At 56.0% G+C, this 13,783-nt stretch carries 13 protein-coding genes and 1 other RNA gene; 2 read left to right on the top strand and 12 right to left on the bottom strand.

Annotated features, from left to right (window positions below):
* Positions 1 to 3 precede the first annotated feature (3 nt).
* Positions 4 to 101, bottom strand: an RNA gene (gene ffs, locus U8T64_RS09370) — signal recognition particle sRNA small type.
* A gap of 407 nt (positions 102 to 508) precedes the next feature.
* Between ffs and U8T64_RS09365 the strand changes: the two genes are divergently transcribed.
* The gene (locus U8T64_RS09365) at positions 509 to 1,018 is read left to right on the top strand and encodes a GNAT family N-acetyltransferase (RefSeq protein ID WP_322183128.1); all 510 of its coding nucleotides are present in this window, start codon (positions 509 to 511) and stop codon (positions 1,016 to 1,018) included.
* A 295-nt stretch (positions 1,019 to 1,313) separates the two neighbouring features.
* The gene (locus U8T64_RS09360) at positions 1,314 to 2,237 is read left to right on the top strand and encodes a Fic family protein (RefSeq protein WP_322183127.1); all 924 of its coding nucleotides are present in this window, start codon (positions 1,314 to 1,316) and stop codon (positions 2,235 to 2,237) included.
* Positions 2,238 to 2,603: 366 nt separating this feature from the next.
* Here the strand turns inward: U8T64_RS09360 and U8T64_RS09355 are convergent, their stop codons facing one another.
* The 11 genes from U8T64_RS09355 to U8T64_RS09305 all read right to left on the bottom strand — a co-directional run bounded on the left by U8T64_RS09355 (position 2,604) and on the right by U8T64_RS09305 (position 13,593).
* Positions 2,604 to 3,923 carry an alpha-amylase family glycosyl hydrolase gene (locus U8T64_RS09355; protein WP_322183126.1) on the bottom strand — a complete coding sequence of 440 codons (1,320 nt, stop codon included), beginning with the start codon at positions 3,921 to 3,923 and terminating at the stop codon, positions 2,604 to 2,606.
* A complete protein-coding gene (locus tag U8T64_RS09350; RefSeq protein WP_322183125.1) occupies positions 3,913 to 4,833 on the bottom strand; it encodes a CPBP family intramembrane glutamic endopeptidase in 921 nt (306 codons plus the stop codon). Before U8T64_RS09350 ends, U8T64_RS09355 begins: the two co-directional genes overlap by 11 nt.
* 30 nt (positions 4,834 to 4,863) lie before the next feature.
* On the bottom strand, positions 4,864 to 6,042 hold the full coding sequence (gene thiI / locus U8T64_RS09345) for a tRNA uracil 4-sulfurtransferase ThiI (RefSeq protein ID WP_322183124.1): 1,179 nt from the start codon (positions 6,040 to 6,042) through the stop codon (positions 4,864 to 4,866).
* A 201-nt stretch (positions 6,043 to 6,243) separates the two neighbouring features.
* Positions 6,244 to 7,155 (bottom strand): beta-galactosidase trimerization domain-containing protein, encoded by a 912-nt coding sequence (locus tag U8T64_RS09340; protein ID WP_322183123.1) that lies wholly within the window; start codon positions 7,153 to 7,155, stop codon positions 6,244 to 6,246.
* Complete coding sequence (locus U8T64_RS09335; protein WP_322183121.1) at positions 7,139 to 8,170, bottom strand: beta-galactosidase; 1,032 nt, start codon at positions 8,168 to 8,170, stop codon at positions 7,139 to 7,141. Before U8T64_RS09335 ends, U8T64_RS09340 begins: the two co-directional genes overlap by 17 nt.
* Complete coding sequence (locus U8T64_RS09330; RefSeq protein ID WP_322183119.1) at positions 8,151 to 8,348, bottom strand: hypothetical protein; 198 nt, start codon at positions 8,346 to 8,348, stop codon at positions 8,151 to 8,153. Before U8T64_RS09330 ends, U8T64_RS09335 begins: the two co-directional genes overlap by 20 nt.
* Positions 8,345 to 9,286: an ROK family protein gene (locus tag U8T64_RS09325; RefSeq protein ID WP_322183117.1), complete on the bottom strand. Its 942-nt coding sequence runs from the start codon at positions 9,284 to 9,286 to the stop codon at positions 8,345 to 8,347. The genes U8T64_RS09330 and U8T64_RS09325 overlap by 4 nt, the downstream gene beginning before the upstream one ends.
* Positions 9,287 to 9,306: 20 nt before the next feature.
* A complete protein-coding gene (locus tag U8T64_RS09320) occupies positions 9,307 to 9,870 on the bottom strand; it encodes a glucose-6-phosphate isomerase family protein (protein ID WP_322183115.1) in 564 nt (187 codons plus the stop codon).
* Positions 9,871 to 9,881: 11 nt separating this feature from the next.
* Positions 9,882 to 11,003, bottom strand: coding sequence for a cellulase-like family protein (locus U8T64_RS09315; protein ID WP_322183113.1), 1,122 nt, complete (start codon positions 11,001 to 11,003; stop codon positions 9,882 to 9,884).
* 68 nt (positions 11,004 to 11,071) lie between these two features.
* On the bottom strand, positions 11,072 to 11,836 hold the full coding sequence (locus U8T64_RS09310; RefSeq protein WP_322183111.1) for a GntR family transcriptional regulator: 765 nt from the start codon (positions 11,834 to 11,836) through the stop codon (positions 11,072 to 11,074).
* Between the two features lie 2 nt (positions 11,837 to 11,838).
* Positions 11,839 to 13,593 carry a class I mannose-6-phosphate isomerase gene (locus U8T64_RS09305; RefSeq protein WP_322183109.1) on the bottom strand — a complete coding sequence of 585 codons (1,755 nt, stop codon included), beginning with the start codon at positions 13,591 to 13,593 and terminating at the stop codon, positions 11,839 to 11,841.
* Positions 13,594 to 13,783: the final 190 nt, after the last annotated feature.

Raw genomic sequence — 13,783 nt, 5'->3', positions numbered from 1 at the left:
GAGAACGGACAGGCGACCTGCATCGCCCGGAAGCATCCGCTGAATGCTGCTCGGTTCCCCGCCTGACATGGTTCACGGCGTTCCGCCGTACAGACCTGTCCGCTCCCATATTCCACTGTTCCGCTGCCACACCTGCGGTGGGCAATCGAGTCCCCGCTTTTCTGCAAGGAGGCACTCTCTGCGCCGACCACAGCTTGAAATTAAAACTGATGCTTTTCCCTGCGGTGGGCAATCGAGTCCCCGCTTTTCTGCAAGGAGGCACTCTCTGCGCCGACCACAGCTTGAAATTAAAACTGATGCTTTTCCCTGCGGTAGGCAATCGAGCCCCTGCTTTTCTGCGAGGAAACACTCTCTGCGCCGACCGCAATTTGAAATAGTAACGATATCATGGTTATTATACCGTTTCCCGCTTGAAAAAACAAGAGGAAATTGGTAGTATATCAGGAGAAACTTAAAAATTGCCCCGGAGAGAGGAGCTTTTTCCTCCCACCTGAAAAGGAGATCGCTTATGAACATTCGGAAGACACTCCCAGCCGACCTGCCCGCTATCGGTAAATTGTATGAAGCCGCCCGGGCGGCGTTGGGCGCCATGGGCGTGGATCAGTGGCAAACCGGGGATTACCCCAGTGCCCAGGACGCGGAAGCGGACAGGAAAGCCGGGGTAGGCTATGTATTGGAACAGGACGGCGAGGTGCTTGGCGTGGCCTGTATCGCTTTTGGACGGGAGCCCACCTACGAGGTCATAGAGCAGGGCCGGTGGGAAGCCGACCCCGAAGAATACGGCTTTCTTCACCGCATTTCCATTGCGCCCCGCGCCAAGGGCCAAAACGCCGCCGGGCTGTTCTTTGAGGAGCTGAAGCGCCAGGCAAGGGAACGGGGCGTTTTCGTACTGCGGTGCGATACCCACCGGGATAATCTTCCCATGCAGAGGGCCCTCGCGAAAAACGGCTTTTCTCCCCGGGGTGTGATCTACGTGGAGGACGGCAGCGAACGGATCGCTTTTGAGCAGGTTTTGTAAAGCCGGAGCCAAAAGGATAGTCTGAAAAGTGCTTCAAAGCGCCTTTCGTTCGGAATAATCGCTTTAAAAAACTCAAAATTCCGGTTGTAATTATTCCGATTCTGTAGTAGGATACTACCTGTAAAGCTTGTATTCTTAGGGCTTGTTTGAAAATAGAGAAAGTGCTGAATTTTTGTACAAGGTGAGACGATTTCAAGGCGGAGGACTACAAGATCTCCAACGCAGAAATTTGTCCACATTATGCAAAAAGGTAATTGCGGTTTTTCAAACAAGCCCTAAGCCGGGAGGAAAAAAGATGGAATATTTCACCGTTACACAGATAGCCGAAAAATGGGGCGTTTCTACCCGCCGGGTCCGTTTGCTTTGCGCCGGTGGAGAAATTGACGGCGTGATTCGGAAAGGCAAAGCCTACCTGATCCCCGCAGACGCAGAAAAGCCCTTTGATAAACGCAGATTGCCAAACAAAGGGAAATGCGGCAGATTTTCGGATATCCTGACAGAAATAGATCAAAAGAAGGTTCTGCTCGATGGAATGCGCCCGCTTACCGCGGGAGAAATACAGCGGCTACGTGATGAATTTATGATCGACTTCACCTATAACTCCAACGCCATAGAAGGCAATACGCTTACACTGAAGGAAACCGCCATGGTGCTGGAGGGGATCACCATAGACCGCAAGCCTCTGAAAGACCATCTGGAGGCTGTAGGGCACCGCGATGCATTCCTGTATATGGAAGAGCTCGCGCAAGGGAAGGGCGCCCTGCGCGATACGGAAATCAAGGCTATCCATTCACTGGTGCTGATAGACAGGCCTGAGGATAAGGGCGTTTACCGGCGAATTCCCGTTACCATTGCCGGAGCCTATACCGAACCGGTCCAGCCCTATTTGATAGAGCCAAGCTTGACAGGGCTGCTCGCCGAAAACGAAAAAAGGAAAAAGGCAATGCACCCCATTGAGCGCATTGCCCGTTTTCACCTTGAATTTGAAGGAATCCACCCTTTTATTGACGGCAACGGCAGAACAGGACGCCTGCTTCTGAATCTGGAGCTGATCCGTAACGGTTATCCTGCCATCAACGTGAAGTTTGCTGATCGAAAACGTTATTATGACGCTTTCGATGTCTATTATCGTGACGGTAACGCGGGCGATATGGTTTTGCTTGTTTCAGAGTATGTAAAGGAGCGCCTTGACACATATTTAGAAATTCTAAAAGGATAAGTCTGCGGGCGGCAAGGCGGTTGCACCGCAGGCACTCGTGAAGCTGCTTGGTGCGGGAGTTTGGTTTCTGACCCGACCAGAAGTAAATCGGCAAATTGTAGTTTAACGTCCTTAGGCTCCACTTATTTATAAGGGGAGCTGTCACGGCGAAGCCGCGACTGAGGGGATTAAAACTGGCGGTTTTATCCCACTTTCTGCTTGTGACTATCCCTTCCACCACCTAACGGTGGTCCCCCTTCCCTTGCAAGCAAGGGCAGGCTTTCGCTTACCGCTTCCGACTACTCAGCCTTGCTCACCGCTGCCCTATAAGAAAAGCCGCAGGAGAACTAGCTTCTGAAAGGAAGCGCTCCCTGCGGCTTTTCTCTTTTATCCCAGCCGGAACAGCTTTACCCCATAGGGGGGCAGGGTGATATTGCCCTGTAACTCCGTTTGCTCTCCGGTAAGAAGGTCCGTGGCGGGGCCGTGATGCTGGCACCCGATGGTGAATTCCGCGCCCTCGGCGTTTACCGCCAGCAGCACCGTTTCCTCCGGGCAGGAGCGGCGCATTACCCACTGCTTATTGAGCAGCGTTTCATTTTTGAAATCTCCATAGCACAGGGCCTTGCTCTCTCGCTTGGCCCTGGAAAGCCTTCCCAGAAATTCTGTAAGCTCATTTTCCACGGGAGCGTCGAAGCAGGGGCGCAGGGCGGGGTCTCCGTCCTTTTTCTCACCGTCCGCCCCCCACTCGCTGCCGTAATACAGGCAGGGGATCCCTGGCATGCAGAACAGTACCGCGTACAGGGGGAAAAGCTGGTTTTTCTCCTGTAAAATACTGTGGATCCGGGTGACATCGTGGTTGTCGGCAAAGCAGAGCAGGTGCTTTTCCTTATAGAGCGTCCAGTTCTCCGGGCCGAATTGGCGCGCCAGGGAATGGGCGATCTCAAAGAGATTCATGGAATTAAAGGCGGAATACAGGCCCTTATAGCATTCGTAATTCGTGACGCTGTCCAGCATTTCCGGGTTCATGACCCGGTTATAATCTCCGTGGATCATCTCTCCCAAAAGGAAGAAGGCGGGGTCCTTCTCCTTACAGAAGGAATGAAGCCGCCGAAGGAAGACCTCGTCCAGCAGATAGGCCACGTCCAGCCGGAGACCATCGATGCCGAATTCCTCGATCCAGCCCCCCACACAGCTTAAAATGTGATCGACCACGGCGGGGTTCTGGAGATTCAGCTTCACCAGCTCGAAATGGCCCTCCCAGCCCTCGTACCAGAGGCCGTCGTTGTAGCCGTTATTGCCGCCGAAATTGATGTAAAACCAGTCCCGGTAGGGAGAGCTTTCCCGGTTTTTCAGCACGTCCTGAAAAGCCCAAAAGCCCCGGCCCACATGGTTGAACACACCGTCCAGCACCACCCGGATCCCGGCGGAATGCAGGGCCTTTGCCACCTCTCCGAACGCCTCGTTCGTTCCCAGGCGGCAGTCTATTTTGCTGTAATCCCTGGTGTCATAGCCGTGGGTATCGGACTCAAACACTGGGGAAAAATACACCGCGCCGATCCCCAGCTTTTGCAGGTGAGGCACCCACTCCCTGACCTTCAGGATCCTGTTTTCCGCCGCGCCATCGTTCGCAAAAGGCGCGCCGCAGAAGCCCATGGGATAGATTTGATAAAAGACAGCGCTGTTCTGCCAACCGATTTCATTTTTCATAGGGAACCTCCGAATTGGGATTATTTTTAGGCAACACCGAACAAAGATTGTGCGCAAGTTGTGTAGTCAGATTTTTCGTCAGAGTGCATAGATTGAGTGCAGTCAATCTCTTGATTGACAAGCGAAAGCTGTGCGCTATGACGGAAAATCTGCAAGCAAATTGTGTACAAAGGCCTCTGGCCGGTCTTTGTGCGGGGTTGCCTTTAGTTTTGTGTTTTCCCGCGCCATTTTTCAAAAGACAGGAAAAGCACAATGCCAAAAAGCAGGTATTGAAAAGCATATGCAAAAGAGCGGCGGAAATCAAATTGCCGAAGGCTTCATAAAACAGCCCCAGCACCACGGAAAGAAGCATCGCCCAGAGAAAAAGGGGAGCGACCTCACGAAGGCCCAGGGAATTCCGGATCAGCCACATGGGAAGGTGCCAAACCGCCCAGGCGGCTCCCGTGAAGAACAGGGCCGCCGGCCTGCCACCCACCGCCAGGATATGCTGAAAAAGCCAGCCCCGCCACGCAAATTCTTCCAGCAGCGCCGTCACAAACAGATACACACAGCTTCCCGCCATCGATAACAGGGAAGAATAGGCGCTTCCGAAAAAATCGATCTGCTTCACAAGAGAGCAAAGGGAGGTAAATGAAATACCTGCCAAGGCGGCACATCCGCAGAAAACAGCCTCCTTCCGGGTGATCCTCCGAAACCCCCGGGCAAAACGGGCCAGGCCGCCCGGTTTTCCGGCAGAAAACAAAAGCGTCACCAGCGCCGGAACGAGAAGAAAGCCATATTTCAAAGAAAAAAGCGCGGCGGGGACCGGTGCTCCAAGCTGATCCAAAAGCATGGGCGTATAGCACAAAAAGGAAAAGAACCAAACGAGAAAAACCCATAAGGCCGTTTTCTTTCTTTCTGAGCTCTTCATGACTGCCTCCTGTTTGATAAAGCCCGCCCCCTATTCCGCCTGGATCATCATGGTTTCCACCTGCTCCAGCGCTTCCTGAAGCAGAGCTTCCCCGTCAATGGCCTGTTCCGCCTCCTCCACAAAATGGAGAATCGGCCTGGTGCGGGGGTGCTTGGGGGTGAAAATGGTACAGCAATCCTCATAGGGCTCAATGGAGATCGCATAGGTATCGATCTGGTAGGCAAGCTTTACGATATCGGTTTTATCCGCACCGATCAAGGGGCGGAACACCGGCATGGAGACCGCGGCGTCGGTACAGGAGATGGCCTGCAGCGTCTGGCTCGCCACCTGGCCCAGGCTTTCTCCGGTGATCAGGGCGGCGCAGCCCTCCTCCCGGGCCACGTGCTCCGCCGCCCGAAGCATAAAGCGCCGGAGGATCACGGTGTTCAGATCCTCCCGGCAGTGATCCCGAATGGCCTCCTGCAGCTTTGTGAAATTTACGGTGATCAGCTTCACGCGCCCGGCGTATTCGCTGACCTTCCGAAGCAGGCGCACCACCTTCTCGTGGGCCAGCTCGCTGGTATAAGGGGGGCTCGCGAAGTGAATGGCGGTAAGCTCCACCCCCCGCTTTGCCATCTGCCAGGCCGCCACGGGGCTGTCCAGCCCGCCGCTGATGAGGATCGCGGCCTTTCCCCCGGAGCCCACCGGAATGCCGCCCGCCCCGGGTTTGGGATCGGTGTGAACAAAGGCGCAGGCCTCCCGTACCTCCACCCGCACGGTGACGTCCGGATGGTGCACGTCCACCCGCAGATGAGGAAACCTTTCCAAAAGATATCCCCCCACCTCGGTGGAAATTTCCGGGGATTTGTAAGGAAATTTCTTATCGCTGCGCTTGCACTCCACCTTGAAGGTGGAGGCCGCCTCCAGCGTGTCCTTCAGATAATCCGCCGCCTTCTCACAAATCTTTGACAGCTCCTTTTCCGCCGCCCCGGCCCTGGTACAGCCCACCACGCCGAACACCTTCGCGCAGCGCTCCTCCGCCAGATCCAGATCGGCCTCTTCGTTCTTCGGTTCCACGTACACGGTGGACTGTAGCGCGGAAACGTTAAAATCCCCGGCGCTCTTCAGCCTGCGGCGGATATTTTTCAGCAGCAGTTCCTCAAAAGCCCTGCGATTCAAGCCCTTCAGGGCAATTTCTCCCTGCTTTAACAAAATGACTTCTTTTTCCATAGAACAGCCAGGCTCCTTTGTCAAACGGTCAGATATTCCCCCCGGCTCCGGAGGGGAAGCTGCAAAATTTTTCTTCGGCAATTTTCAACTTAAGCTCTATCTTACCATGAAGCTGTTCCCCCGTCAAGAAAAGAGGCGTAAGAGCACGCTTCCTGCCCTTACGCCCTGCTCCTTTTGACGATAACAACCAGCCTCTGATGACTAACGGCCGTTCTTCTTCCACAGCAAAACCACGCCGTCCTCCGCCGGAAGGGAAACGCGCCCGGTATCGGGTACCCGCACGGCTGCTCCTGTCCAAAGGTCGGTATATTCCCCGGCCGGGGCGATGAGCTGTAATGTTCTGCCCTGCCGCCAGGCTCCGGAATTTGCCAAAACCGCGGTCAGGCTTCCCGTTTCGCAGACGAGAGGCAGGGCACGGGCTCCCTGCTCAAAGGCGGCGGGACGAACCGGCAAAAGGGAACCGGCGGTCAATCTGCTCAAAACGTACTTCAGCCCCAGCTGGTTTTCCTGCTCATAGATGGCGGAGGGGCCCATCATACCGTTTACCAGCACAAACCTTCCGGCTCCGAAGGGCCGCTCCCACACAAGGGGTGCGCCGTCCTTTTGGAAACAGATATTGTCCCAGGCGGCCCAGGGCGCGTCCGGTGCGAAGGCGGGAACGATCCGGGTCAACAGCCACTTGCCCGCAGGCTCGCCAAACAGGGAAAGCTCGTAGCCGTTATAGTCGGTTTCCAGGTCAGAGGCCGTCATGCCGATGGCCCCTGCCAGACCGCCGGGCCAGGGGCAGTACATGGCGGCGTCCGGCGTTTTTCGCCCGGTGGTGGCGTCCAGCACCACCGCGCCGCCGTTTTCCGCAAAGGCCAGCACCTTTTGGGCGTTTTCCGGAGGCCAGGCTACCAGATGGGATAAAAGCAGGGTTTTTCCGGCACTTTTTTCACAGGGAATATCCGTAAGCCTGCATTGAGAGGCGTTTACACCGCTCTGCATCAGCCGGGCAGTGAGCATGGCTCCGCCATAGGCTCCATCATGCACCCGGCGGCCCTTTACGTCGGATCCGCGTTCACTGTCGGGCACCTCTACGATTTGAGAATCCTGGTCAAAGGCTACCAGCACATCGCTTTCCAGGGGCGTATAGCCCCCCCGTAACGCGATCCACCGTTTCCATGACGTCCCGCACCTTTTTCATCATTCTGCTGCGGCCTGTCTGCCGGTCGTTGTTGTCCAGCAGGCCCCAATCTCCGGCCTCGCAGTCATAGGTGCGCTGGTTCAAGAACCAGCCGGTAACGGATTCCGCCCCGGCGAAAATGCCGGAAAGGCAGAACCGCGCCAGCTCCGCGGGCCCCACATCGGAGGGGCGTGTAGACGAGCTCAGGGTGTTCCCGCACTGCACCTCGGTGACCTCTACCCTGCGCACGCTGGGGTGAGAAGCCGTTTTCTTTACACCCAGGGACATCAGCGCCGGGAACAGCTCACGGTCACAGAAGGTAAAATGCCAGGCAGGGTGATAGCTTGCGCCTACCACATCTGCAATTTTGGCCAGCTCCTCCTGATCCAGGCCGGAATTGGCCTGATTTTCCAACAGGGGCGTGGGATTGATGCAGGTAGGCGTTTTGGCGTCGTACTTCCGCACCAGATCCTGGATCTGCTGTAATTCCCATTCCAGCCATTTCATGGCAAAACGGTCATAGTCCATCACTGGGCGGTAGGAAGCCCAGCTGTTGCCGGTTTGAGCCGGGTGAATGATCTCGTGGGGGAACTGCGCCTCGGAAAAGCTTTGATACCCTGTACGCCAGCGGGTGTTCAAAGCGCCGATCTCTCCCCGGTACGCTTCCTTCAGCCAGGCCTGCCAGTGACGGCGGGCCTGGTCGCTGTGCTCTCTTCCCCGCTCTTTTCCGGCGGAGGGCTCATTCCACAGAATCCACTGCCCCAAGGCTGGATGATCCTTGTACCTGGTGACACATTGTTCCACATAGCGCGCCATGGCAGGCCACTGGCTTTCGTCCAGGAACCCGGTATGGGAATGAAGCAGCGAGGGCGTGCCGATATGCCAGGGGCCGGAGTTCGCCGTCAATGTGGCTTTTACCTTGATCCCATATTTTTCGCAGGCGTCAAATACCAGATCGAACACTGTGAAATCCCATTTGCCGGGCTGAGCCTCGATCCAGGGCCACAGTCAGAAAAATGCGCAGCCACCCCAGGCCGCTTTCCGCCGCCTCTTTTACCAGGCTGTCCACCCGTTCCGGGCTGTCGGTGGGCTCCACCCACAGCTGACAGCCCAAATATTCTTTTGCTTCCTTGTGTTTCATAAAGCTTTTTTCTCCTTTTCCGCCTGTTTTTCATTGAGATAATGCAGTCCCAGCAGCACAGATCGTTCCGGAGCTTCCGCGGTACGGAAGCGAAGCTTCCCCCAGGGCGTCCAGACACGCTGTTCCACTGTTTGAATGATGCGCTCCGTCAGCTCCGGCCCCCAATTCAGCACGCCGCCGCTGAGTACCGCCACCTCCGGGTCATAGGCGTGGATCAGGGCGATCAGGCAGCTGCTCCAATACTCACAGCATTCCTCAAAAATTTCCTTTGCCAGCCTGTCCCCCGCGCGGTAATGGCGCTGAAGCACCTCAAAATTCATGGTGGGCTCCCGCTTTAAGGGACTTTCCAGCGCGGCCTCGGCTACCATATGCTTCAGCGCCCAGGTGCTTGCCTGGGCCTCGGCACAGCCCACGCCAGGGCAGCCCTCGCAGGGGCGGCCGTTCCGCTGTAAGGGAATATGCCCGAAGAGAACGCCCGCCTGGTAATGCTTTCCCCGAAGCAGCCTTCCGTCCATCACGGCCGCGGTGCCAATGCCGGTGCCCAGGATCATCAATACGAAATTCTCCGTATCCCGGGCGGCGCCATAGCCCAGTTCTCCCAGGGCTGCGGCATTGGCGTCGTTTTCCAGCACCATGGGCAGGCTGAAGGAGGCTTTCACCCAGCCCTCTAAATCAAAGCCCACACAGTCCGCGAATTTATTGTTGTGGCCCAGCACCTGCTTCTTATCCACATCCACCAGGCTGGGAAAGGCGATCCCCATCCTGGAAATTTCATACTGCTCCTGCCAGGCCTTGCAGATCCTTTCCAGCTCCGGCATCAAAGGCTGGAATCCGTTTTGGGAGTTGGAAGCAAGCCTTGCGGATTCCACCACCCGGCCTTCAGACACCACCCCAAGCTTTACCCGGGTGCCTCCCAAATCAATGGAAATGGTATTCATAACCGCTCCTTTCCGGAAAGCTACTTGCTTTCCTGGAAAACGACTTTCCCGTTTTCACAAAGTACCCTGACCGAAAAGCCCGCCGTTTCAATAGAGCCGTAATCGTGCCCGGCGTCAGAGGGCCAGCAGGCCCCCACCACCATGTCTTCGTTTCCAGTGTTGACCAGCCGGTGGGCAATGTACCCGCCGATGTAATGCAGGGAACCCTGCTCCACCTTTTCCGCAGTACAGCTTCGGTTTTCGTCCATCAGAAGAAGGAGCCCCTCGCCGGAAATGCCCCAATAATATTCCGCCGCTTCCCGTTTTTGGTGGAAATGGCCCTTTGTCATAAAGTATTCGTTTCCTACTTTCCCGGGATGAATGGTGCTGGTGCCGAAAAACAGCCCGCCCGGAGTCCCCTCCTTTACAGCGGCATGAGAGCTGACCTCATACACCAGCTGCTGTCCGTCCATTGCCCGGAAAGCCGTCTCATCGTCAAAAACACCTTCCAGCTGGAAAAGCTTTTTCTGAGAAAAAGAGGCGTTTTCCCCTTCCAAGCGTCCTGTTTGCAGGTCATACCGTTCCGTGCTCTTTTTTATTTCCATTCTCGTTTCTCTTACTTCCATTCAGAATTGCGGATCACGCCGGTCAACTCGCTGTGCCAATCCTTTTCCCGCCACATGCCTACAAACTGCGGGCCGCAGAAATTGCTGGTGCCCATACCGGCCCAGCGTCCTGTGGCGGCGGCGGTTTTTACTCCCAGCTCATTCAGATCCAATATCCAGTTCCAGTTCAGCAGAGGCCAATCCTTATAGTCCACGATAGACCAGCATTCCGTGGTGACCAGCGGCTTGCCGGAACGCCGGGACCACTCCGCCGCGCGCTCTATCTCCTCCACCAGGCAGCGGTCGTAGTGCTCCTTGGACTCCCGATAGATCCGCTCTCCGTTTAGGGCAAGATTGGTATAGCCGGTATCGTCAAACCGGCCGTAATCATACCCCACCTTCTCATAAAACTCGCTGGCCTGGGCCATCCAGATATGAGGCTCAAGGAAATCAAGACAGCTTACATCCAGATCGAGATCGGTAATGTGCCCGCAGGAGGAGAAGGTCAGGGGGATCCCAGGATACGCCTTTCTGAGCTCCGCGGTGGCTCCCCGCATCCACTCAATGGCAAGGGCCTCCGTGGAGCGCCCCGGCCGGTCGCCGCAATATTTTGTAAAGAAGGGGGCCCAGGCGCTCAGGGGCCATTCGTTGCAGAGATCCACATAGAGAATATTGTCCAGCTCACCCCACGCTTTGATATAATCCAGGGTCTTGATCCAGATATCGGCATGGTCCTTCGGCGTGAGAATGCTCATTCTGGTGTTGTCCAGATCCTCCCGGAACCAGGTGGAAAGCCCTACCCGTACCTTGTGGCGGCGGCAGGCTTTCAGAAAATCCCGAAAATCATCGTGCAGGGTGATCTTATTTACAGACTGGCTTCCCCAGGTCTGCAAATTCCATACGGGCTTCAGCGTCCACTCCCTGTGGGCGTCCCAGGCCATCAGATGGGGGAACGCGTCAATACGCACGGCGTCATAGCCCCGGTCGGTCAGCTCTGTTAAAGCCTGATCCCAGTCCTCATACCCTGCGCCGGGCCATCGCCGCTCGATCCAGGAAAATTCCCACATGGTAATGGCGAAGGGCTTTTCGATCCGGAACAGTTCCTTTGTAGCTTTGTCAAATTGCAAACTCATAGATTTCTCCTCCAAAGAGTTGGTGTGTGGCTATAAATTCCCGGCAGGGCCGGGTCGTTTCGCAAGAGCTATTGATCGGCCGCTCCCCCCGGTTTATCCGTAACGCCTGCGTAAACCACGTAGGCATACCGGGAAGCGTCGTAAAAGGAGCGAGTGTATTCCTGTACGTTCAGATCATTATCAAAGGCGATCCTGGTACGCCGCATGATAGGGGCTCCCGGCTTCAGCGCTAAGGCGGCCGCCAGCTCTTCGTCCGCCACAATGGCCTCGAACCGCTCCTCGATCCCCACCGGCAGGTGCATACCGCAATCCTCCAGCAGCTGATACAGAGAGCCGTAATACCGGCTGTCCTCCAGCGGCAGCTCCGCTTTGCCGGAAAGGTAGGTGTCAAAGAGAACGATCACCCGGTCGTTGGCGGTCCTGACCCGGCGGATATGATACAAAGGGTCTCCCACTTTACAGGAAAAGAGCTCTGCCAGCTCTTCGTCGGCCTCTGTCTGACTGCACTGGGCAAATTTCGTTCCCGGCGCCATATTGCGCTCCCGCATTTCCTCGGTAAAGCTTTTGATGCTGGTCAACAGCTCTTCAATGACCTGCTGCCGGGCCACAATGGTTCCCTTTCCCCGGGTGCGCACCACCAGCCCCTCCTGCTCCAGAGAGGAAAAAGCCTGCCGGATCGTAATGCGGCTTACGCCGTAATGCTCCTGCAGCTCCGCCTCTGTGGGAAGCGTTTGCCCGTATTCGTATTCCTTTCCTGCGATCTTTTCCTTCAGATCCTGATAGATCTGCATGTATAAGGGCGGCGCGCCCTTTCCGTAATCCAGGCTTTTCATTCTCAGTCTCCCTTCGGCGTTCTCACATAGGCGCGGATCACCTTCACCGGCTGTCCCTCTATGGGACGAATAGTATATTTCCCTGCCGCCGCCGGAAGGATAAAGGTTTCCGCATAGTGTATTTCAAAGGGCTCAAAGGCGCCCACGGGGCTTTCAATCACAGCGGCCTCACCCTCCACGAGGTTCAGCATATTCACGTTATTGCAGGTATCTAAGGGACAGGCGGTTTTGATCTCATACCGCCGGGTCTCAATGAACTCCAGCTCGTGCAGCCCGGTGTGCTCTTCCTTATAATCCTCTGTTTCCCGTATGGTATAGGTGGGGCTGACCAGGTTTTCCTCCACCCACCGGGTCTGTCTGTCCCACTGGATCACCTTTTCCCCGTGCTCGATATGAATGGGGCGGGGCCTGCCGTCCAGCCCCAGGCGGCCCCAATCCCACAGCTTCATGGTGAAAATGTAGGGGGTGGCGCTGATTTCCAGCACCATGCAGCCACTTCCGGAGCAATGCACCGTTCCGGCGGGAATCAAAAAATGGTCGTGCTTTTTGGCGGGGAACCGGTTGATGTATCGGCCGGCGTCAAAGGGCTTTTCCCCGGTTTGGGCAATTTTCAGGTCGTTTATCATTTCCCGGGGGCAAATACCCTCCTTCAGACCCAGATAGACCTCGGCCCCCTCCTCCGCGTCCAGAATATAGTAACTTTCGTCCTGGGTATAGTTCATGCCGAACTGGTTGTGAATGTAATCGGTCAGCGGGTGTACCTGCAAGCTCAGGTTCTGCCCGCCCATGGTATCGAGAAAATCAAAGCGGATGGGGAATTCCGCGCCGAACCGGGCGTATACCTGAGGCCCCAGAAGCTCTACCGGGCGGTACAGCACCAGGTTCATGGCAGGGGTTTCCAGCAAAACGCCGCCAATTTCCAGATACAGGCTGTTTTCCTCCGGCACGCCGTCAAAGGACCAGGCATAGTTTTTTTCCTCCGGATCCAATCCGCAGACCTTCTTCATCCACTGGCCGCCCCACACGCCGGGGTCAAAATACGGCACGGTGCGGAAGGGCCTTTGGGTGATCTCCGCAAGGGCTCGTCGATAGCAGTCCCCCGCCGCCATGGCGGGCTCGCCCTTTTTGTTTGTATCGAGATAAAAATCAAAGCGGTCAAATACCTGGCGCTTCTGCTTATCGCCGATCCTCCATTCAAAGAAATAGCCCTGTTTGTTCTTTTTCAGGTTATCCTCTTTGGGATTATCCGTATAGTAGTTGGTCATGCCCCGGCGGTACCGCAGCTGAAGCTCCCAGCGGGAAACATCTGCATACAGGAGCAGATCCGGCTCCAAAAGAGACCCTGCGCCAAAGCCGAATACGAGCACCAGGCCGGAGGCCTCCTTCGCCTGCCGCCTTAGGGCCTCCAGCTTTTCCTCCACCTGAAAATCCCGCAGCGTGCCGAAATACATACGCCCAAACACCCGGTCGTCCGTCAAAAACGGCGCGATCCGTTTCGCAAACTCCTCCTTCGGGCAAAGGGCCTCCCTCATATCCAGAAACAGCGCGGGCTGAAGAGTGGAAAGGGCCTCCAAAAGCTCCGCCTCGTCCACTCCGGGGTAGGTGTCCACCGCCAAAAGGCAGGAGCCCTTTTCCTCCAAACACACGGTCACCTTCCGGGACAAAGCCTCCAGAATGGCCGGATACCCGGCCCAGGCCTGAGTGGTTTCCGTTTTGCTGTGATAAACGGGATTTTTGCAGTAATTCATAAAGCCCATTCGCTTCCTTTCAAAATTTAGTTGTTTTTTAGAAAAGGGCAAGGGTGGCAGATACAATGAGCAATGAGGAATTAAGAGCAGGAGCACAAGCGTTGCAAGCAACGTTCGGTAAATTATAGTTTAGCGCATACCCTTGGCTCCCCTGAAAGGGTTGCTGTGCCCCGGTGGGGCACAGCAACCGTTCTGACCC

This window comes from Neglectibacter caecimuris, from assembly GCF_034335015.1.
GTDB lineage: Bacteria > Bacillota > Clostridia > Oscillospirales > Acutalibacteraceae > Acutalibacter > Acutalibacter caecimuris_A.
The sequence above is the reverse complement of the archived record's forward strand: the minus strand, read 5'-3'. Positions and strand labels throughout refer to the sequence as shown.